20 protein-coding genes and 2 pseudogenes are annotated in these 21,601 nt (G+C 38.4%); 14 read left to right on the forward strand and 8 right to left on the reverse strand.

The genetic code is table 11. The features are described from left to right. Positions 1 to 541: pseudogene (locus MKI85_RS16960) on the reverse strand (DDE-type integrase/transposase/recombinase); the annotation flags it as partial. Between the two features lie 2 nt (positions 542 to 543). After that, positions 544 to 838 (reverse strand): annotated as a pseudogene (locus MKI85_RS06100) (transposase); the annotation flags it as partial. Positions 839 to 1,125: 287 nt separating this feature from the next. Here MKI85_RS06100 and MKI85_RS06105 point away from each other — a divergent pair. Continuing rightward, the gene (locus tag MKI85_RS06105; RefSeq protein WP_241625986.1) at positions 1,126 to 1,620 is read left to right on the forward strand and encodes a hypothetical protein; all 495 of its coding nucleotides are present in this window, start codon (positions 1,126 to 1,128) and stop codon (positions 1,618 to 1,620) included. 288 nt (positions 1,621 to 1,908) lie between these two features. Next, positions 1,909 to 2,511 (forward strand): nitroreductase family protein, encoded by a 603-nt coding sequence (locus tag MKI85_RS06110; protein ID WP_241625988.1) that lies wholly within the window; start codon positions 1,909 to 1,911, stop codon positions 2,509 to 2,511. A gap of 265 nt (positions 2,512 to 2,776) precedes the next feature. On the opposite strand, the gene MKI85_RS06115 is transcribed toward MKI85_RS06110, so the two are convergent. Continuing rightward, positions 2,777 to 3,694: a LysR family transcriptional regulator gene (locus MKI85_RS06115; RefSeq protein WP_241625990.1), complete on the reverse strand. Its 918-nt coding sequence runs from the start codon at positions 3,692 to 3,694 to the stop codon at positions 2,777 to 2,779. A gap of 92 nt (positions 3,695 to 3,786) precedes the next feature. Between MKI85_RS06115 and MKI85_RS06120 the strand changes: the two genes are divergently transcribed. The 8 genes from MKI85_RS06120 (at position 3,787) to MKI85_RS06155 (ending at position 10,130) form a co-directional block, all read left to right on the forward strand. Beyond that, a complete protein-coding gene (locus tag MKI85_RS06120; RefSeq protein WP_241625992.1) occupies positions 3,787 to 5,025 on the forward strand; it encodes an acyl-CoA dehydrogenase family protein in 1,239 nt (412 codons plus the stop codon). Between the two features lie 55 nt (positions 5,026 to 5,080). Further along, a complete protein-coding gene (locus MKI85_RS06125; RefSeq protein WP_241625994.1) occupies positions 5,081 to 6,202 on the forward strand; it encodes a phosphotransferase family protein in 1,122 nt (373 codons plus the stop codon). Then, on the forward strand, positions 6,199 to 6,897 hold the full coding sequence (locus MKI85_RS06130) for a histidine phosphatase family protein (RefSeq protein WP_241625996.1): 699 nt from the start codon (positions 6,199 to 6,201) through the stop codon (positions 6,895 to 6,897). Before MKI85_RS06125 ends, MKI85_RS06130 begins: the two co-directional genes overlap by 4 nt. Before the next feature lie 13 nt (positions 6,898 to 6,910). After that, positions 6,911 to 7,654 (forward strand): SDR family oxidoreductase, encoded by a 744-nt coding sequence (locus tag MKI85_RS06135; RefSeq protein ID WP_241625998.1) that lies wholly within the window; start codon positions 6,911 to 6,913, stop codon positions 7,652 to 7,654. Between the two features lie 569 nt (positions 7,655 to 8,223). Continuing rightward, positions 8,224 to 8,439, forward strand: coding sequence for a cold-shock protein (locus tag MKI85_RS06140; RefSeq protein ID WP_005093626.1), 216 nt, complete (start codon positions 8,224 to 8,226; stop codon positions 8,437 to 8,439). A 98-nt stretch (positions 8,440 to 8,537) separates the two neighbouring features. Further along, entirely contained in the window at positions 8,538 to 8,765 is a 228-nt protein-coding gene (locus tag MKI85_RS06145) for a hypothetical protein (protein ID WP_241626285.1), read from the forward strand. Positions 8,766 to 8,826: 61 nt separating this feature from the next. After that, entirely contained in the window at positions 8,827 to 9,024 is a 198-nt protein-coding gene (locus MKI85_RS06150) for a hypothetical protein (RefSeq protein ID WP_241626000.1), read from the forward strand. 518 nt (positions 9,025 to 9,542) lie between these two features. Further along, complete coding sequence (locus MKI85_RS06155) at positions 9,543 to 10,130, forward strand: uracil-DNA glycosylase family protein (RefSeq protein ID WP_241626002.1); 588 nt, start codon at positions 9,543 to 9,545, stop codon at positions 10,128 to 10,130. Positions 10,131 to 10,157: 27 nt separating this feature from the next. Here MKI85_RS06155 and MKI85_RS06160 read toward each other — a convergent pair whose 3' ends face one another. Beyond that, entirely contained in the window at positions 10,158 to 11,021 is an 864-nt protein-coding gene (locus tag MKI85_RS06160) for a DMT family transporter (RefSeq protein WP_241626004.1), read from the reverse strand. A gap of 138 nt (positions 11,022 to 11,159) precedes the next feature. Between MKI85_RS06160 and MKI85_RS06165 the strand changes: the two genes are divergently transcribed. Continuing rightward, entirely contained in the window at positions 11,160 to 12,557 is a 1,398-nt protein-coding gene (locus MKI85_RS06165; RefSeq protein ID WP_241626005.1) for an aminotransferase-like domain-containing protein, read from the forward strand. Positions 12,558 to 12,635: 78 nt separating this feature from the next. Here MKI85_RS06165 and MKI85_RS06170 read toward each other — a convergent pair whose 3' ends face one another. Further along, on the reverse strand, positions 12,636 to 14,189 hold the full coding sequence (locus MKI85_RS06170; protein ID WP_241626007.1) for a phospholipase D family protein: 1,554 nt from the start codon (positions 14,187 to 14,189) through the stop codon (positions 12,636 to 12,638). A 701-nt stretch (positions 14,190 to 14,890) separates the two neighbouring features. Between MKI85_RS06170 and MKI85_RS06175 the strand changes: the two genes are divergently transcribed. From MKI85_RS06175 to MKI85_RS06185, 3 genes are all read left to right on the forward strand, one after another. Further along, positions 14,891 to 15,916: a flavin reductase family protein gene (locus tag MKI85_RS06175; protein WP_241626287.1), complete on the forward strand. Its 1,026-nt coding sequence runs from the start codon at positions 14,891 to 14,893 to the stop codon at positions 15,914 to 15,916. 24 nt (positions 15,917 to 15,940) lie between these two features. Then, a complete protein-coding gene (locus MKI85_RS06180; protein ID WP_241626009.1) occupies positions 15,941 to 17,083 on the forward strand; it encodes a fatty acid desaturase family protein in 1,143 nt (380 codons plus the stop codon). A gap of 441 nt (positions 17,084 to 17,524) precedes the next feature. Continuing rightward, positions 17,525 to 18,571 (forward strand): 3-deoxy-7-phosphoheptulonate synthase, encoded by a 1,047-nt coding sequence (locus MKI85_RS06185; RefSeq protein WP_241626011.1) that lies wholly within the window; start codon positions 17,525 to 17,527, stop codon positions 18,569 to 18,571. 59 nt (positions 18,572 to 18,630) lie between these two features. On the opposite strand, the gene MKI85_RS06190 is transcribed toward MKI85_RS06185, so the two are convergent. The 3 genes from MKI85_RS06190 to MKI85_RS06200 form a co-directional block, all read right to left on the reverse strand. Continuing rightward, positions 18,631 to 19,806 (reverse strand): MFS transporter, encoded by a 1,176-nt coding sequence (locus tag MKI85_RS06190; RefSeq protein WP_241626013.1) that lies wholly within the window; start codon positions 19,804 to 19,806, stop codon positions 18,631 to 18,633. A 268-nt stretch (positions 19,807 to 20,074) separates the two neighbouring features. Continuing rightward, positions 20,075 to 20,449: a glycine cleavage system protein GcvH gene (gene gcvH / locus MKI85_RS06195; RefSeq protein ID WP_161933873.1), complete on the reverse strand. Its 375-nt coding sequence runs from the start codon at positions 20,447 to 20,449 to the stop codon at positions 20,075 to 20,077. A 69-nt stretch (positions 20,450 to 20,518) separates the two neighbouring features. Continuing rightward, the gene (locus tag MKI85_RS06200) at positions 20,519 to 21,547 is read right to left on the reverse strand and encodes a helix-turn-helix domain-containing protein (RefSeq protein WP_241626016.1); all 1,029 of its coding nucleotides are present in this window, start codon (positions 21,545 to 21,547) and stop codon (positions 20,519 to 20,521) included. Positions 21,548 to 21,601: the final 54 nt, after the last annotated feature.

Here is a 21,601-nt window from a genome sequence, read left to right on the forward strand (position 1 = left end):
CTTTTTAATTCGTTCCCGCTTTAACAGTTGAACGAAGCTTTCCGCAACAGCATTGTCATTGCATGAGCAGTATACTGTGCAAGACAAAGCTCATACTGCTTTCAAGATTATGGTGTTTCAGAAATGTCTGCATTAATAACTGGTATATTGGCTACCTTGGTCTGAATGCCATCAATAATGCATCAAGCACTAAATCTGTGGTGATTCTAGATTTCATCGACCATCCTACTACTAAGTGAGAAAATAGGTCGATGACAACAGCCCGATATAACCAACCTTCATGAGTAGGGATATCTTGCGAAGAAGTGCTTCTCCAGCTACCAATCTGGTTTACTCATGTCTGTCACCCATAATTGATTTGGTTGAGTTGGATTAAATTGCCGATCTAAAGTATTAGCAGCAACAATAGCAAGTGTTCTAGCAGAGGTTCGCTATGATAACCCTGCTGTGATTTAAGCTCATTGGCTTTCATCAGGCGATAGACACGATTAATTCCATACTTTTCACCAACATCTTTTAAATCACAGTGGATCTTGTGATATGCCATTGGCGACGATATTCAGGTTGATGCTTCTTACGTTTCCATTCGCCTTCACCAAGGAAGTTTAAACCAGTATTGTCGATGAGTAGATGTAATCATTAGTGCTTTTTTTGATAACTAATAACAATATCAAGATGCTTTTTTCTTGTGCAGATAGTGGAATAATCTGGAGTTGTCTAATCTAGACCACTGAGTTTTGGGATCAAACCAAATGCCAATATTTTCACGATTAATGAGAGCACGGTTGTTTGAAGAGCAATTGAGAGTACGATAAATTTTAGGTGCTGGCTTATTCATTTGAGAATTATTTTGTTGAATAAGTCTTTAATGATAGGTTTTTGCAACAAAGCCCATCAAAGGTACAGCCTAATCAAGTAAAAAAGACCGCCTTTTGGGGCGGTCTTTTTTAGCACTAATTTCAAATGTGAGTTCAGTGTAGAAAGCATGTTTTTACATTGAATAAAATGTCATAATTGCTAGAATGATTTTCTTTTTTTGTTTCCGTTTTGTTTTTATTTCGCACTTATTTTGCAGGATAAAAAATAATACCCTTGGAAACAGTGGTCTACGCTAGGATTTATTTAATGCTCTCTATATATTTGACAGATGTTCAGAAACGTATTCAATTTAAGGATTACCCAGGTGAGCATCCTGTTAAATTTATTCTAAATTTTAAAAAGATTTTCCCAAGTGTCATGGAACTACTGCTTCCAGTATTGCCTGAAAATGAAAATTTAGAGGAAATGACATGGGAGTCGACTACTCAAGATTTTGAACTATTTAAATTACTTTTGAGTGGTTGGGGCGTGATTGAGCTACGCTTAACTGCCTTAGCAAAATTTAAAGATAAGAAATTTGCAGATGAACTGGTTAAGCGTGCACAACAAAAGCGCAAGGCTGAGGCTCAAAAGCATGCAAAACTCAAAATTGTAGAGCTTGATTATTTATTTATGCACGAAATTCATGCATTGATTGATGCTGAATTGGTTGAGCTGGGCGAGAAGTTCTACTTACCAACATTAAGAGAAATCTGGAAAGCCCACCTTCCAAATAATGTGCTGCAAGCTAATTTAGCTTGAGATTTATTAAAAAGCTGCTGATTTAAAAAAAGAAACCATTTAGTGTGTATTGCTAAATGGTTTTTTATTGTCTGAATGATCGATTGCTTCATAAACTTTAGGCTTATTCTGAATAGTGTATAGGGGCGATTAAATATATTTTTTACCAAATATAAAAAATAGAGACATGAATTATATTAACTTTTATAAGCAAGTTGGAATTGATTTTGCATAATGCTGAGTAGCATTGTATGACTGGATAATTTCAATTTTTCCAGCGAAACATTCCACCCAAGAAGGAGCTACCACATGGCAAATAAATTTCTGAACTTAATTGAACAACGCCGTACGATTTATGCATTAGCAAAAAATGTAGAGCAAACAACAGAATATTTAACCGATCTGATTCAAAGAACGATTCGAGAAAGTCCGTCTTCTTTTAATTCACAGTCATCGCGTGCTGTAATTCTATTCAATTCAGAACATGAAAAGTTTTGGAACTTCGTTAAAAAAGAATTACAAGCTTATGTTACTGACGAAGCTGCAGCAGCTAAAACTGCAGCTAAAATGGATAGTTTCTCAGCAGGGTTAGGCACGATTTTATTTTTTGAAGATATGGCTGTGGTTGAAGACTTACAAGATCGTTTTGCTTTATATGCTGAGAACTTCCCGATATGGGCGGAGCATTCTACGGCAATGGCTCAATTTGCAACGTGGACAGCCTTACATACAGAAGGGCTAGGGGCTTCATTACAGCATTACAATCCAATTGTTGATACGCAAGTCCATGCTGAATGGGACATTCCCAAGAATTGGAAATTACGTGCTCAATTGGTTTTTGGTTCGATTGAGGCAGCAGCTAAAGACAAAACGTATATTGAAAATACCGAGCGTTTCAAAGTTTTTCAATAAATTAAATAGTGAAACTGAGTCTGAAAACAAGATGTATCGATTTTCTTAATTTAAGTCGGGACAAGTATTCCCGTCAGTAAAAGCTTATTGGTTCCGTGAAATATGAATGATCTGGCAAACGGATGAAACTAAATTTACTTTGATCGTCATTATGGCTTTTACAAAAAAAGAGGTTTGCAATGCAAACCTCTTTTTTATTCCACACTAAAAAAATTCGGTTAGTTAAAATAGCCTAAGCATAATTAAATCCACTTTAATAAATAGCCTAAGCAAAAATTTCTTTAATTTGCTTTCGCAAAAAAATATGCCTTAAATTTCTATCTAAATCTTTATGCCAAAACATTCCCATTTTCATAAAAGGTAATTCAGCAGGTACAGAAAAAATATTTAAAGACGGCGCAACTTGTAGGTGAGAAAGTATCGTCTCTGGCAAGGTCAAAATTGCTTGAGCATTTTGTTCTAATATCTGTAAAGCAGTAGAGTAGTGCTGACAACGCAATAATATATTCCGATTCAATTGTTGACGTTGCAAATACATATCTTCAAGTAACAAGCCTGTACGGCGTGATGAAACGCCAATATGTGGAGATGAAAAATAACTCATTTCATTCAACTGCTTTTGTTGAGTACAGGCGACAAAACGGTCATGTACCAGTACTTGAAATTGAATTTTATCTCCAAAATGCTGCTCCAAATCCATTACAAAATCAATTTGTTGAGCAGCTAAATCGGCAACAACCGTTTTACGGTCTAACTTAATACTCGTAAATTGAATGTCTAAGTTGAGTTGTTGAAAATGTTGGAAAATTCGAGGGAAAATGATCGGTTCAATTTCATCGTGGACTGCAATTTTAAGTGTTTTGATCATACTCGGTTCAAAACTATGTTTTTGCAGTGAGATAGATTGAATAGCTTGAAGTGCATTTTTTATGGCAGGATAGCTTTGTTCTGCGAATGGCGTAGGTAACATTTGGTTGCCTGTTCGGATAAATAAGTCATCTTGCAATTGCTGGCGTAATCGCTGTAAAGCATGACTCGCGGCAGATTGCGTAATACTAAGAATATGTGCGGCTTTAGAAATACTCTTTAGCTCAAAAATAGCAATAAATAATGGATAGAGATTGATATCGATACGGTAGAAATTTGCTAAATCTATATCTGCATCATTATGAATACTGTTCATAGTTTTAGATTAAATAAAATCATTTCATTCATAGTAATTTTCGAGCTAATGTACTGTAAAGCGAAAATATACAAAATTCACAGGATGACCTTATGTTTGAACTCTCTGCACGTGTCAAAGACTATATAGAACGTACTAAAGCATTTATTACAAATGAAATTGAACCAATAGAAGCTGAATTTTGGAATGAGGTACATCATTTAAATCCCAATGGAGATTGGACGCAATGGCAGTGGCCAGCACAATTAGAAGAATTAAAGACCAAAGCACGTGCTGAGGGTTTATGGAATATGTTTTTACCAGATCCAGTATTGGGTGCAGGACTTTCAGTTCAAGAGTATGCACATATTGCAGAGTTAACAGGTCGTAGCTTAATTGCACCAACCGTATTCAACTGTAATGCACCAGATAGCGGAAACATGGAAGTATTATGGCGCTATGGTAGCGAACAACAAAAACAACAATGGTTAACGCCATTACTGGAAGGAAAAATCCGTTCAGTATTTTGTATGACTGAACCAGCAGTAGCATCAAGTGATGCAACCAACATGCAAGCCACTGCTGTGGTTGAGGGCGATGAAATTGTCTTAAACGGGCGTAAATGGTGGTCATCTGGTTTAGGTGATCCAAATGCCAAAATGATTATCTTTATGGCACACACGCCTGATGAAACTAAAGATCGCCATCATCAACATTCGATGGTACTTGTTCCTATTGATTCTGAAGGTATAACCATTGAAAGAATGTTACCCGTATTTGGTGATTATGATGCGCCGCATGGTCACGGCGAAATCAGCTTTAACAATGTTCGCGTACCTGTGTCTAATTTCATTGGCGGTGCAGGTCAAGGCTTTGAGATTGCACAAGGTCGTCTAGGACCAGGTCGTATTCATCATTGTATGCGCTGTATAGGCGCAGCTGAAAAATCGCTAGAATTGATGATTGATCGTGGTATGAGTCGAACAGCTTTTGGTAAAGAAATTCTCAAATTAGGTGGCAATTTAGAACGTGTTGCTGAAGCTCGTGTTGCCATTGATCAAGCACGTTTATTGACTTTATATGCTGCCTATAAAATGGATACTTTGGGTAATATGGCTGCGCTAACTGAGATTTCAGCCATTAAAGTGGTTGCCCCAAGTGTTTTAGAAAAAGTGGTTGATATGGCGATGCAAATTCATGGTGGCGCAGGTGTATCGCGTGATACGCCATTAACAGCTTTCTTTGCCCAAGCGCGCAGCTTACGTTTGGCTGATGGTCCTGATGAAGTACATAAGGGGATGATTGCAAAACTTGAACTGAAAAAGCGTGGATACGGCGCGCGTAAAAAATAAAGCTGTGGTAAAAGTAAGTAAAGCATTCATATTCTAAAAATCAGGGATAACAAGTATGTCGGTAATTGATGTTGGTGGCAGTGTACGTGAAGGTGAAGAGCTGGATGTACAAGCTGTAGAAGATTGGCTTAAGTCACAAGGCGTCGTGTTAGTGGGACAAGTTGAAGTCACACAATATTCGGGTGGGGCTTCTAATTGGACCTACCGCTTGAAATATGACAATACAGACTTGATTCTGCGTCGCCCCCCAAAGGGAACTAAGGCAAAGTCAGCACATGACATGGCACGTGAATACACGGTGCAACACAATTTAGCGCCTTTTTATCCTGTACTCCCTGAAATGGTTGGTCTTTGTCAGGATGAATCTGTATTGGGTTGTGACTTCTATGTCATGAAACGGATTGCTGGGATTATTCCACGTGCAAAACTGCCACCCGAACTACACTTTTCTGAAGAGCAAGTCCATCAGTTATGTATCAATGTGATTGATAAACTGATTGAACTGCACCAAGTTCCGTATCAAGGTACGGAACTGGAAAAATTAGGCAAAGGTGAAGGTTATTGTCGTAGACAGGTAGAAGGTTGGGATCAGCGTTTTGACAAAGCGCATACCATTAATGTGCCGACCTTTAAATTTGTGCGTAAGTGGCTGATCGACAATATCCCTGAAGATTCAGCAACCTGTTTGATTCACAATGATTGGCGTTTTGACAATGTGATTTTAGATCCTGAAGATCCAACACAAGTTATTGGTGTGCTGGATTGGGAAATGGCAACCCTAGGTGATCCACTGATGGATCTGGGGGCTGCATTGGCTTATTGGGTGGAAGAAACTGACAGTAACATTTTTAAAGCGACGCGCCGTCAACCTACTAATATGAAAGGTATGTTCACCCGTAAGCAGGTCGTAGAATATTACTTGGAAAAAACAGGGTTACAGCCTGAAAACTGGACCTTTTACGAAGTGTTTGGCATCTTCCGTTTAGCCGTTATTGCACAGCAAATTTACTATCGCTATTTCCATAAGCAAACCAACAATCCTGCGTTTAAAGATTTTTGGGTCATTATTCATGCCTTACATATCCGTGCGTTAAAACTGATTGGTATTCAGAAACTGGAAGCTAATGAAATTGCACATAAATATATGGAAAAATTTAAGGAAATTTTAGAAAAATGACCACCATTTATTTAATTCGTCATGGGCAAGCGTCCTTTGGTGCAGAGAGTTATGACAAACTTTCGGAAAAAGGAGAATTGCAGGCTCAACGACTGGGGCAATATTTCAAATATATTTTAAAAGAAACTCCTTATGTAGTGGCGGGTTCAATGCATCGCCATCAGCAAACGGCGCAACTGGCTTTGGCAGAATGTTTTCCGCATAGTCCAGTGGTCACAGATTCGAAGTGGAACGAGTTCAATCATCAGCAGGTTTTTGCGCAATATGAACCCAGATTCAAAGAGCCGCATTTATTAAAATCTGATGTGGCACAGCATGTGAATCCACGTGCGTATCTGGCAAAAATATTTGAAGGGGCAATTGAGCGTTGGACTGGTGGTGAATATCACCATGAATATGAAGAGTCATGGCCACTATTCAAAGATCGAGTCGAAACAGCCTTACAAGATTTATGTGATGAACTTGCACAGACCAAACCGCGTTATGCGGTCGTATTTACCTCTGGCGGTGTCATTTCTGTGGCTGCAGGAAAAATTTTGGAATTGAATCCAAATCGTACATTTGCTTTGAACTGGGCAATTACCAATACCAGCATGACCACATTGCGTTTAGTCGGAAATGAACCACAATTACTCAGTTTAAATGAGCATCATTTTATTAAAGCCGATGACTCAGAACTTTTAACATGGATATAACAAGGATTGACCCATGGCAAAAACCATTTTAATTACAGGGGCGAGCTCAGGTTTAGGCGCAGGCATGGCGCGTGAATTTGCTCAAAAAGGGTATAACCTTGCGATTTGTGCGCGACGCATGGAACGTTTAGAAGCTCTTAAACAAGAGCTTGAAAGTCAGTATGGCATACAAGTTATTGCGAAAACTTTAGATGTCACTAATTACGATCAAGTCTTTGAAGTGTTTAAGGCATTTCAACAAGACTTTGGCAAGCTGGATCGTATTATTGTGAATGCCGGTGTGGGGCAAGGTCGTCGCATTGGTAAAGGTAATTTTGAAATTAACCGAGTAACTGCCGAAACTAACTTTATATCTGCTTTAGCACAATGCGAAGCTGCTGTTGAAATTTTCCGGGCACAAAACGCTGGGCATTTGGTGGTGATTTCTTCAATGAGTGCGATGCGAGGATTACCCAAGCATCTTTCTACATATGCAGCAAGTAAGGCTGCGGTGGCACACTTGGCAGAAGGGATTCGTGCAGAACTGATTGATACACCAATCAAGGTTTCGACCATTTTCCCTGGTTATATTCGTACTGAACTAAACGAAGGTGCGAAAAAATTGCCTTTTGAAGTTGATGAAAAGACGGGTTCTCATTTACTTGCTGAAGCGATTGAAAAAGCCCCAGTCAAAGCTTATGTGCCAAAGTGGCCGTGGCTGCCAATGGGTTTGGCAATGAAAGTTTTGCCATTAAGGCTTGTGAATAAATTAGGTTAATTTTTTAACTCAAATATATTAATGTTCAAGCTGATTGACGGTATAAAAACCGACTTTATAATAAGTCGGTTTTTTACTACTCAGATTTTTTATAGTGATTATTTGCTTATTTAATTGAATGCAAGAAATCTTAGGCTGAATGGAACCTAAACATTACAAAAGTTGTAGGTACATGGGAAAAATATCAATCCTAAAATAAGAACAACTAATATTATTACTATACAACACATGGATTGACTTGGTTAAAAATGTTATTTGAGCAGATTAAACTTATTTAATGGTAATCAAAATTAATAATATACCATTGAATTAAATGAGTTTTTTATGAAATGTGGATTTTTTTAATAAGAAAAATAAATATATATATTTAAAAACTTGATTATTTCTATTTTTAGTGTATATTTAACTTAACTAGAAAAAAGTCTTGTTTCGGTAAATCTTCCTTAAGTATCGCAGTTTTAGTCATAATCCTTCGTTTTTTAGATTTTAAGTCTCATTCTTTATTATTTCAAAGTTATAATTAGTCAATAAAATGACTAAAATATTATTAAAAATTAGTAGGATATATTATGTCAAACTCAAATGTTGTTAAAGGTACTGTTAAGTGGTTTAACGAAACTAAAGGTTTTGGTTTCATTCAACAAGAATCAGGTCCAGACGTTTTTGCTCATTTCAGCGAAATCGCGAATTCAGGTTTCAAAACCTTATTTGAAGGCCAGCAAGTTGAATTCAGTGTAGCTCAAGGTCAAAAAGGACCAAATGCTGTAAATATTGTTGCTATCTAAGTAATAATAAGCAGTAGTAAAAAGCACTCATGGGTGCTTTTTTATACTTTAAAATTTGGTTTAAAAGTGAAAGAAATCTCTATAAGATAGGATATAAGTTGTTAAAAATAAATGATTTAATTGCAAAATCTAAAAATGGTACTGAAATTATTGTTTCATTAATTCCCCTCAATAAAATGCAGAATACACGTCAAGGTTTTAAACAAATAGAAGTCGGTAAAAGAGTTCTGCTGGAATCTGGAATCGAGGTTGATTTAAATTTGGATGGCCGTACATTTTACACTTCTCCAAATCAATTGTTTAAATTGAACCATAAAGTTTCTTAGAAATAAAATTAACAAATATCAATGATTTAGTTTTTTATGCAGTTTTATTAAGGAGATATATATGTTTAAACAGAGTCTTAGTGTGAAAGATCAGTTTGGGATTAAACACACTATTCAAGCAACGGTGGATCATCAGTTTGCCAACACGCAATCTCATTCGAATATAAAACATATCACCGTTGATGGTGAAGATATTCGACCTAGTTTTGAAATGCTTTTTCAAAGTACTTTAAGTGGAAAAATTTTTAAAATTATATAGATAATATTTTTTGTTAGATCATTACTTGTTAACTTAAGATGATCTAGATTCAATTTTAGAAAGCAGAAAACTAGCATCTAATTGCAACAAAACCTTCATTTTACTGTACCAAAGTACCTACTGGAAAGCCTGTACCTTGATCTAAGGTCATTAACTTCTCTTTTATCCGTTTATTTTTAATTTGACGATTAGTCAGTTTTCTAAATTAACTTAATACAGCTTATACGATGCTTTGCATTAAAGTTTTAAATTCAATAGCGTCCGCTTCTTATTCCAGCCCATATCCTCTAGTGTGGGCTTTTTAATAGATTTATCACGTTTTATGGCTGTTTTTTAATCGAATTATAAATGAATTTTTTAAGACAAAGAAAAGCCCCTGAAAATTAAGGAAAGTGTGAGTAGGGTGCAATACTTTAACTGATTGTATAAATTTCCTATGTTAGAATTTGGACTATTCTTAAGGCAATGTCCTAAATTAAGGATTTATAGTCCTCAAATAACATATTGAATTTTGCATCATGTTACCAATAGAAACCCATCCACTTGAACCATTTTTACCAGCAAATGCAAAATTACTGATGCTGGGTAGTTTTCCGCCACCGAAAACACGCTGGAAAATGGATTTTTATTATCCGAATTATCAAAATGATATGTGGCGCATCTACGGGCTGATATTTTTCCAAGATAAAAACTATTTCCTTGATCTTAAAAACAAGAATTTCTATGAACAGAAAATTCGCGACTTTCTCATTGAAAAAGGGATTGCGATTTTTGATACGGCCTATCAAGTCGTCCGTTTAAAAGAAAATGCTTCAGATAAATTCTTACACATTGAAACACCGACTGATTTAACTGCACTATTGGCTCAAATTCCACTATGTCAAAATATTGTAACGACGGGCGATAAGGCTACAGATACACTCATGTTATCGATGCCTGAAGGCACTGAAAAACCAGTGATAGGAAAAAGTTCAGAAACTATTTTTGCTTCTCGCGAGCTTAGTTTGTTTAGAATGCCTTCTTCTTCACGCGCTTATCCATTAGCACTAGAGAAAAAAGCGGAAGCCTATCAACAGCTTTTTCAAAAGATTGGTTTGCTGGATTAATTGTATGTGAATAAAGGATCGTTATGCTTAAGCATATTTTTTTGCATAAAAGACACAGATAATCACGGCAAAACACACCACAATCATGGCGAAGTCAATCGCTTCATGTAGGAGCACAGCACAAAGTATCAATCCAAGGAAAGGTTGTAACAGTTGGATTTGTCCGACGCGCGCAACGCCACCCATTGCCAAGCCTTTGTACCAAAATACGAAACCAATCAGCATGCTAAATAAGGAAACATAGAACAATCCTGCATATGCTGTAACAGGAATAGCTTCCCAAGCTTGTGGAAAATAAATTCCGAATAAAAGTAACATTAAGGGCAAGGCAATAATTAGTGCCCAGCAAATCACTTGCCAGCCTCCCAGTTGTTTTGAAAGTTGTCCACCTTCCGCATAACCTAAACCACAAGCCAATACAGCAATCAACATGTATAAATCACTACGGAAATGGAATGCTTGCTGGTCTTGAAACCACATAAATACTGCGACAAAGCTACTTCCTAAGATTGCAGATAACCAGAACTGAATAGATGGTTTTTCACCTGCGCGGAGTACGGCAAATATTGCAGTCGCGAGGGGCAGTAAAGCTACAAAGACAAGGGCACGAGCCGCAGTGATGTTTTCTAAAGCGAGTGCCGTAAAAAATGGAAAACCAAATACAACACCAAGAGCAATCAGAATTAAAGATCTGATCTGTTTAGTATTCGGGATTGGCTGTTTCAAAATAAACAAACATAAAATGGCAAATACTGCGGCGATTACCGCGCGTGCGCCAGTCAGAAACTCAGGACTAAAACCTGAAACGGCAACACGCGTTGCGGGCATAGAACCTGCAAAAATAATGACGCCCAATAGCCCGTGTATCCATCCAAGATTACTTTGTTTCATGCCTGAATTGCTCTAATTATCATTGTTCAATTACAAGGCAAATCCGCGGTTTGAGACAGATACAATCCAGTACAATTTAAAGAAACTGTATTGGTATACAATAAGAACTGTCTTGAAATAAATATTGAATACCTATCTATGGATACGCAAAGCAAAATTGAGATCGTGATGAAGCAGATCAAATCACAGATTGCGAATCAACGTTTTGTTGCAGGGGCGCGGTTGCCTTCAGTTCGGCGTTTAGCACAGGAGATGCAATTCTCGATTTCTACTGTAGTGGAAGCTTATGCTCGCTTGGTGACAGAAGGTGTACTCGAAGCAAGGGCAGGTTCAGGGTTTTATGTCAAAGGTCAGGCGCAACCACAGAAAGTAATAACTGCAAACAATTTTCAATATGACCGAGAAATTAATCCTCTCTGGATTTCGCGGCAATCTTTAGATGCTAATGATGCCATGCTTAAACCAGGCTGTGGCTGGTTACCTCCTGAGTGGATGCCTGAAAGTAGTTTACGTAAAGCACTCAAGCAAGCTGCAAAATCTTCTGTCAAAATGTTAGTCGAATATCCAATCCCACATGGTCATGCAGGTTTAAGACAGTGGATTGCTCGTAGAAATGCTCAATATGAAATAAATGTAGATCCCTCGCAAATTTTAATTACCGACTCAGGTACACAATCCATTGATTTGATTTTTCGGGTGCATCTACAGGCTGGCGATGTAATTCTTGTTGATGATCCGTGTTATTTCAATTTTCAAGCTTTAATTCAAGCACATCACTTACAGGCGATCGCGATTCCTTTTACAGCTCAAGGACCTGACGTAGAAAAATTTGAGCAAGCATTACAATATCAACCCAAACTCTATTTAACCAATTCAGGTATTCATAATCCTACAGGTGCGACGTTATCTATTCAAAGGGCATATCAAGTTGCAAAATTGGCTGAACAAGCGAACTTGCTCATTGTGGAGGATGATATTTTTTCAGAATTTGAATATCTGCCAGCACCGCGTTATTCCACGCTGATGGGCTTTAATCAGGTGATTCAAATTGGGAGTTTTTCTAAAACTCTAACGGCGTCGCTTCGCTGTGGGTATATTGTTTCTAATCCTCAAGATATTGAACAATATATTGACCTGAAAATTGCAACGAATTTTAGTAGTGGGCATTTAAATGCGGAAATCATTTATTCTGCACTGATGGACAGTCAATATGTTAAGCATATTGAGTCGCTGAAGAAGAAGCTCAATAACAGTATGAGTATATGCATTCAACGGTTAAGACAACTTGGTATTGAGCCTGTTCTCATTCCAAAAGCTGGAATCTTTCTTTGGTGTCATTTGCCTGAACAACTTGATGCAGCTGAGTTGACACGCCGCTGTTTACAGCGAGGTTTGATATTGGCACCAGGGCATGCGTTTAGCCAATCTGCAAATGCAAAACATTTGATGCGCTTTAATGTTGCACAATGTATAAATCCTAAAGTATTCGATATTCTTGCTGAGGAAATGAATACTTTTTGCCATGATTCTGCGTAATGCGTATAAGGTTCAATTCTGAACAATCTGATTAAATACTAATAGGTTAAGGGTATTGTTAATGTAATTACATTATCATTACATCATCCATTCAATAGGTAAATAGGACAGGCTTTTAAAGGTGAAACGCTGGAACTTGGTCGTGTGCGGATCTACATCATATGTTGTAGTTTTTCCATTGTCATGATGTTCAATCCAGATAATTTCACCTTCAGTATTCAATTTTAATTCGTATGCAATTTGTGGTAAGTAACGATCCAGCGCGTGAGTGACCCGATTTTGTAAATAATCAGATTCCACCATCAAGCCAACTTCTGTATTTAGATTGACAGAACGAGGATCAAAGTTAAACGAGCCAATAAATACTTTGCCATCCACATCAAAAAATTTAGCATGTAAGCGCGATGAACTTTTCCCTTTGGCTGGTATCACATTTCCCGTCAATACCTCGTACCAAGTACGTTGTTTACGCTCGATATCAGGCTTAAACTCATAAAGTTGTACGCCATTTTTTAAAAGGTCTTTGCGATATTTTTGATAAAAGGCATGCACTAATGCGACATCATTCGCTAAGTAGGCATTGGTCAAGACGCGTATTTTTATATTCCGATGGGACAGATCATTCAAGAAAGCCGTTCCATCTTTAGTTGGAACAAAATAAGCCGAGACCAATTCTAAATGTTGCTTAGGTGTTCCCATGGCATGTTTTAATTGTGAATAAAGCAGCTTATCGTGATCTATATTGCCAAGTGTTTTTTCAGGGTAATCACCCAGAAACTGTGCTTTTACCCATTCTACTTTACGTTCACGTAATTGCGTCATAATTTGCTTTTGCGCAAAATCTAGTCGACTTTTGAACTGATCTTTTTCAAGATCATTCATGGCATGACTTTTACGTACTTCATCAAGTTCCGCAGCTGTACCAACGCCAATCAACTGTTGTACGGAATAACTTAAATCATTGTTCCAGAAGTTAATAAAAATTTGATTGGCAGATTTAACCGCATTGCCAAAAAACAAGATGTCCATATCGGTAAATTGAAAATCATCACCTGCATCAAAATATTCACGGCTGATATTGCGTCCACCTGTTACCGCAATGGCACCATCAGCAATAATCAGCTTGTTATGCATACGATGATTAATTTGCTTCAATCGCAAGGCATAATCCATCACTCGGAAATTTCGATATTTGTAGGGATTGTAAAGTTTGATTTCGAAATTTGGATGCGCAACCAGCTTTTCTAGTATTGGATCTAATTTTGTACCATTCTGATCATCAATCATCAGTCGTACTTTAACACCACGATCTGCTGCTTTTAATAGTTCCGACAGCATCATATGACCGAGGGAATCATCTTCCCAAATATAATATTGCAAATCGAGGGTATATTTCGCTTCTCGAATTAAATGAATGCGTGAAGCAATACTCATAAAGGCATCATCAAGTGCCAAATAAGCGGTAAGCCCCTGTTGCAGTTGAGTATCGACATTTTGGCGTTGTACCCAATTTTCCGTATGGTAGTCTGAAGCAGACTCTTTCTTTGCCTGATTCGGCGGCAGGCTACAAGCGGTGAGTGAGCTCATGCCTGCACATAATAATAAAGAGAAGTATCGGTTATTCTTTTGCATATTGTTCTAATTCATTATTACCAATATAAGCACATATTATCATGCTGTTATGGTTGAATTAAGGTTTTAAAAGCGGCAACTGTAGTTCAACTGTTAAATAGCGATTCATCACATTGCACATGACTTCAAATTTAGTGCTTGTAATGCTTAGATCAAGTCAGCCTATCCACGATTGAAATTTGTTACATCCTCACAAAAGTAAGATGAGAAGCATAGATATATGATTCATGCGGGTATGCCATAACACTACTTTTATCTTATATGAACGTAACCTTGAACAGGTCTGATCTAGCAATATTGCAGCCTGTAGGCAAATGCTTTGTGGCTGTAGTAGTGATCAAAGGTGATAAGTAGTGAGAATCTTTTGTTATGTACGCATTACATAGGCTTAAACAAAATTAATAGCACCTTTGATTTGCTGCATGAAAGCATCTCAATTCGTATAGTACTACCTTGCTAAAAATCAGTCTCTCCAATCTAAAAAACCAAGCGAATGCTTGGTTTTTTCATTTCGAGTAAAGACAGCATATAAACTTGATTGGCAAAACCTAACATTTTGTTAGACAGAAAATGATAATAAATGCCAAATGATATGTTTTGTCCTCTTCTGACATAGAGCATGCGATTAGTTAAATCTATTGTTGAGCTAGTAATAAAAGACAGTTGTATATAAATATTTGCAGATTCAGATGAGTACAATTATGGGAAATCATGTGCAATATAAACCTGAATGGGTGCGTGAAGATTTCGTAGATTTTGTCGCGGAAAAACTTCATCCCACTTGGGCATGGAAAAAGGTCAAAGCTCAGCTTATTGTGCGTAAAGCATTAAGCGATAATTTTATTCAGTTACAGTTAAGACCAAATCATAACTTTAGATATGAGCAAGCTCAGGCAGGGCAATGCATACTTCTCACGGTAATAATCGCAGGTGTTCGACAGCAGCGTAGCTATTCCTTGGTCCAAATTCTCGACAATGGGGATTTACTAATTGCAGTTAAGCAACAAGGATTAGTATCCAATACAGTGACTCAGCTTGCTTTGGGCGCAGTCATCGAAATTTCACAAGCTCAAGGTGAGTTTGTGTTGAAACAGCACTCTGGAGCAGCAACACTTTTCCTTGCCTCTGGCAGTGGGATTACAGCGATTTACGCTTTACTAAAACAGGCTTTGACATCGACAAGCGCTCCAGTCGATTTGCTGTATTTTAATCGTGACTATGCTTACCATGCAGAACTCGAAGCCTTAACTGCGCAATATCCGCAGTTTAAATACCATCCATTCAATACATTGCGAAATTCACAGCATTTAACCGAGCCATTACTACAGCAATTCGTACCAGACTATCAGCAACGTGAGTGTTATGCCTGTGGTACACACAACATGATGCAAAGTGTGCAACAGCTTTATGCAGATCACAGTATTTCGCATTTGCTCAAGACAGAATTTTTTCAAATTAAGATTGATGAAACCCTTGAGGCACAACCCATAACATTTTTACGTGCCCAGCAAGAGTTTCTTGCTGACACCAATTTGCTTGAAAGTGCAGAAAAAGCTGGGCTGAAACCTGCCCACGGTTGTCGCATGGGAATTTGCAATACGTGTTCGTGTACCAAAGTTCAGGGTGCGGTACGTAATGTGCTTACAGGGGAAGTGGATGAGCAGAGTAATACTCAGATCAAACTCTGCATTTCACAGGCAATTAGTCCAGTAGTCATTAATTTATAAGTGTTGAATCTAGGGACAAATAAAATGAATAAACCCGTAAATTTTCAAAGTAACAGTAAATCGCGCTATTTAAGTGATGAAGAAATTCAATCCTTTGGTGCTAAGGTCGAAGCCATTCGTCGCGAAATCATGCAAAGTTTGGGAGAACAAGACGCTGCATATATCTACAAAGTCCGAAATTTTGTCCGTTATAGTGAAATTGCCTCACGCGGCATGTTGATGTTTGCAGGTTGGCTACCGCCCGTGTGGCTATTAGGGACAGGATTATTAGGCATCTCCAAAATTGTCGAAAACATGGAGTTGGGGCATAACGTCATGCATGGTCAGTTTGACTGGCTGAACGACCCGAGCCTAAACGGTGCAAACTATGACTGGGATACCATTGCCACAGGCGATGACTGGAAGTATACCCACAATTATGTGCACCATACTTATACCAATATTGTGGGCAAAGACCATGATGTGGGCTATGGTCTGATTCGCGTCAGTGAAAATCAGCATTGGGAACCCCGATTCTTATTCAATATACCACTCGCCATCCAGTTGATGGTTTTCTTTGAGTGGTATGTGGGCGTACAGAATTTACATCTGGAAGATGTGTTTGCGTATAAAACCAAAACCTGGCATCAAGTTTGGCAGGATGCAGCGAAACTGCGTCAGAAAGTGAAACGACAAGTGGTCAAAGACTATCTATTCTTTCCCTTAATTGCGGGACCGAATGCCATTCCAGTATTTGCTGGAAATGTAGTCGCCAATATTATCCGAAGCTTATGGGCTTCAGCTGTAATTTTTAATGGGCATTTTACTGAAGATGCGGAGACCTTTGAGCTAGACAATACCGAAAATGAAACACGTGCAGAGTGGTATTTACGCCAAATTCGGGGCTCGAGTAATTTCACTGGCACACAGTGGTTGCATATTCTCAGTGGAAATTTGAGTCATCAAATCGAACATCACTTGTTTCCAGACATGCCTGCAAACCGTTATGCAGAAGTCGCACCCAAGATTAAGGCTTTATGTGCAGAGTATGGCATTCATTACAACGAAGCCAGTTTTACCCGACAATTTGCCAGCGTATGGGTTCGACTTGCTAAATGTTCTTTACCCAATGACTGGAAAGTCCAGTTGAAACAAAACTTGCAAAAGTATGTGCAACGCTGGATTTAAACTGCATATCATTCAGTTAAATGATAAGCAAAAGTTACAGCAGGCATAACTTTTTTTCGTGAAATAAAGGTTGTCAAACGTGGTAATAAAGCGTATTTTTAATTTCAGACACTTTTTTGATGAAACAAAGATGTTAAAGCAACCTTTAATCGCAAACGCTTATTTTTATTTCTGGCAGTTTAGATAATTGCCTAAACGCGTTTGGGCAAAATAAAGGTTGCCCACCAGTTAATACCTGATCGGCAACCCCGGTCAGGTTTTTTTATGCTTTGTTTTTTATAATTTTTTTAGGAGATTCACATGTACACATTTAACACTTCATATTTTAGCAACGGTTATTGGTTTTACTTTAGTCAGTTTATGACTCAATCCTTATCATCCCATAGACCCAAAACGCACAAATAAAAGATCGGACTGAACAACAGTCCAAAGGAAAGACCGATGAACGCTCTAAATACTGCACTACAACATCAACCGACTTCACAAGAAACATTATTGAGTTTGCCTCAGCAACTCAAAGTACAACTTCCTCTTTCTGCATCACTTGCGGCTCAGATTTCCGAACATCGTCAAACTATTCAAAACATTCTGGCTGGCACAGATCAACGCCTTTTGGTCATTACTGGACCTTGTTCTATTCATGATCCTGTTGCAGCTTTGGAATACGCGCAAAAATTACAACATTTACAAGCGCAAGTTTCTGATCAAATTTTTCTCGTAATGCGTGCTTATATTGAAAAACCACGTACAACAGTAGGCTGGAAAGGCTTTATGTATGATCCTGATCTAGATGGGTCATCAGACTTACAAGCAGGTCTAGAACAGTCACGCCAACTTTATTTACATATTATTGAAATGGGTTTACCGATTGCGAGTGAGATTCTAAGCCCGATGGCAACGGCTTACTTTGATGATTTGCTGGCTTGGGGTGCAATTGGTGCACGTACCAGCGAATCCCAAATTCACCGTGAAATTGCAAGTCAAATGCCATACAGCATTGGTTTTAAAAATGGTACAGATGGATCAATCCAAATTGCATTGGATGCCATCCAATCCGCTTCAAATGCGCATCAGTTCATGGGAATGAGCCAGTCTGGTCTACCTTGCGTACTTCAATCACGTGGCAATCCATTGGCGCATTTGATTTTACGTGGTTCAAATACTGGTCCTAATTATCAGGTAGAAGAAATCAATAAAATCAAAGCGAAAGTTAAAGGGGATTTACCTGCGCTAGTGATTGATTGTAGCCATGGGAATAGCAGCAAGAACCCTGCATTACAGCCAGAGGTGCTACGTCAAATTGTGAATGAACGTGCGAATACAAACGTCCGTGGTGTTATGTTGGAAAGTCATTTAGTTGAAGGCAATCAGAAGATTTCTTGCGACATGATCTATGGTCAATCTGTAACTGATGGCTGTATTGGTTGGGAGAAAACCGAACAACTCTTATTAGAAACGGCTGCGCAGTTGAAAGCACAGCAACACTAAAATGCAGTTGTGAAATATCGTGAGTTCTAAGCCCCTGAAAAGGGGCTTTATTTTTAATCTTATTTTGTCGATGAGCTTACACAAAATTTATAAAATACAAGACTTAGTAATACGATGATGGCACACAATATATAAGACACAGTATAGCCTTGCGCAGTTATCAAAATACCTAAGAGTATTGAGCCTAATGCAATGCCTAAATCGTAAAAGGTGAAAAAAGTTGAGGTCGCATGACCAATACGCTGTGGTTCAGCACGTTGAATGGCGAGCGTTTGTAAACATGGTTGTACTGACCCAAATCCCATCCCAATCAGAATCGCAGCAAACATGAATCCAAATAAGCTATCAATTTGGCTCAAGATAACTAAACCTAGTGAAAATAAAGCCAAGGCTGGATAAATCACATAACTAGGACCTTTGCGATCATAAATTTTGCCCGTGAAGGGGCGAAGGCTCATCATCGAAATAGCGAATACGATAAAGAACAGACTGGCATAAGCCAGTAAATTTTTTGAGGATGCATAAGTCGAGATAAAGGACATAATGCTGGCATAAGCAAAAGACACCAGCATCGCCATGACTGAAACTGGCAAGGCTTTTTTCTCGATAAAATCATGCACGGTTAGGCGTTTCTTCGCTGGAGTTTGTATGGATGTGACTGCAGTACCAATAGGAATTAAGAAACAAAACACAAAACCAAGGCAGACAATAGCAGCTAGAATCGTCGCGACCAGAGCATAAGAGAGCGGCTGAATTAAAGACAGTCCAATTAATGGCCCCAGAACAATGCCCAAATTGACTGACATCACAAAATAACCCATGCCTTCGCCACGACGTGAATCTGGAATAAATTCATTGGCAATCGGAACGGTCACTGTGGTTAAAATACTGAACCAGATGCCGTGTAAGAAACGTAGCCAAAGTAAAACTTGTAGGTTATCAGCAAAGATATAGGCAACCGAAAATAGACAGAATAAAAACTCGGAAACAAAAAGCGTTTTCTTGCGACCGAACTTTTCTATGATCAGCCCACTGAACGGGCGAACCGCAATAGAAGATGCCATGAATAAGGTCATGGCGAGTCCTGCTTGAGCCAGACTGCCGTGTAAGTCTCTTATAATATAGATGGGTAAGATGGTGGTTTGGGCAAAATAAAAGACGAATAGAAATAAATTATTTGCCAAACATAGAATAAAAGATTTATTCCACAGTTGAACAGAAGTTGATTGCGACATAGTTAACCTAGAACGAGAAAGGGAATCATGACAATACGGCTATCACTTTTTTATGTATTCCCTGTGGGTATCAAGGTCATGAAGATGTACCCATAGCATAAACAATTACAGTGGATAAATAAAGTAAATTGATATTTTGTAAAATTTACATTGGCTAAAATCAAATTTTAAAACCTTTATTCTCACATTTTGATCATTATATAAATATTGAGCATAAAAAAATCAGCCTTAAGGCTGATTTTTTTCAGTGTAGGAATGTATAAAGGGCTTATAGACCCGCTTCATAGTCCGCACTTGATAATAATGCATTCACATCATCAAGATTGTTTGGCTTGATTTTATAGATCCAGCCTTTACCGTATGGCTCATCATTGACAAAGTCTGGGTCATCTTCAAGTGCAGTGTTTACTTCTACGACTACACCTGAAACAGGGGCATGAATGTCAGAAGCAGTTTTTACCGATTCAACTACACCAGCCTGTTCACCAGCTGTGATTTGTTGACCTACTTCTGGCATTTCTACATAAACTAAATCGCCTAAGGCATCCTGCGCATGGTCTGAAATCCCAGTTACAACAAGATCACCTTCAATTTTCACCCACTCATGCGTACTCGCATACTTCAAATCTGAAGGATGATTCATGATGACTCCTCAAAGTATTCATTTATTTTTGTCATGCTTTATACAGGTTTTTACAGCAAAACAAAAGGTTTATAGGTACGGATCTTTACGCCAATTACTTGGACTGCGTCCACTCCAGCGTTTAAACGCGCGACTAAAATTCGCTACATCACTATAGCCCAATTCATCTGCAATTTGTTCAAGCGTGTAATCGGTTCGAGAGAGTAATGAGGTTGCATGCCGATAACGAACTTCATCTACAATGGTTGAAAAAGAAGTGCCTTCGGTGGCGAGCTGGCGCTTTAAGGTTCGGTCTGACATGTGCAGGCGATAGGCAACATGCTCGATGCTTAAATAATGCTGTTCCGAGTGGGTTAAAATATCCCGAACCGCCATAGAAAGCCGTCTGCGCTCACCTAAAGCTGAAAGTTCAGCTTCACATTGGTTAATGGCAATTTGGCTTGCGATTGGGTCGGCATTCACCATTTTCAGCGCCAGATATTTTTTATCAAAACTCATCAACAAATGCGGCTGTTCAAAGCGAAATTGATGATTCGGGAACTTGGTAATGTAACGTTCAAAGCCTTCAGGTTGAGGAAAATCAAAGTCAATCTCACCGCCTAAATCCGTTACACCCGTAATGGCTTTCGCCATGGAAATAATACCAATGGTCAAAGCAATACAAATTTCTGAACGCAATGGTTCTATGGTGACATCACTTCGGAGCTGTAAAGTGGCTTTTTCTGCAAAGGTAGAAAAGTAGATTTGCAAGAAAGGTAATCGCAATTGTACAAAACGGTTTGCCAATACCAAAGCATCGCTTATGTCATGCGCCGTCATAATGGCATAACCGATAAAGCCATGTATGGAGATACGCATTTGCGTACCCAAATGATAGCCCAGCGTCGACTCACCTGTGAGGGACTTGGCGTGTTGAATTAAAGCATTGGCTATGGGTGTCGAGATTCTAAAATCAGGCTCGGCTAATTTTTCACTATCCAGCTGGAATGGGGAAAATAAGGTATCTGCTGTATATCCCCAGCGAGACACGACATCTAAAAGTAACAGACCATAGACCCCTGGAATTCCTTGGTCTTGTCTAGATGAAATAGTATTCATGCGCGATCCATTGCACGTTTAATTTTGTTATATCAAGTCAGTTTTTTATATTGG

Source organism: Acinetobacter zhairuonensis (assembly GCF_022601715.1).
GTDB lineage: Bacteria > Pseudomonadota > Gammaproteobacteria > Pseudomonadales > Moraxellaceae > Acinetobacter.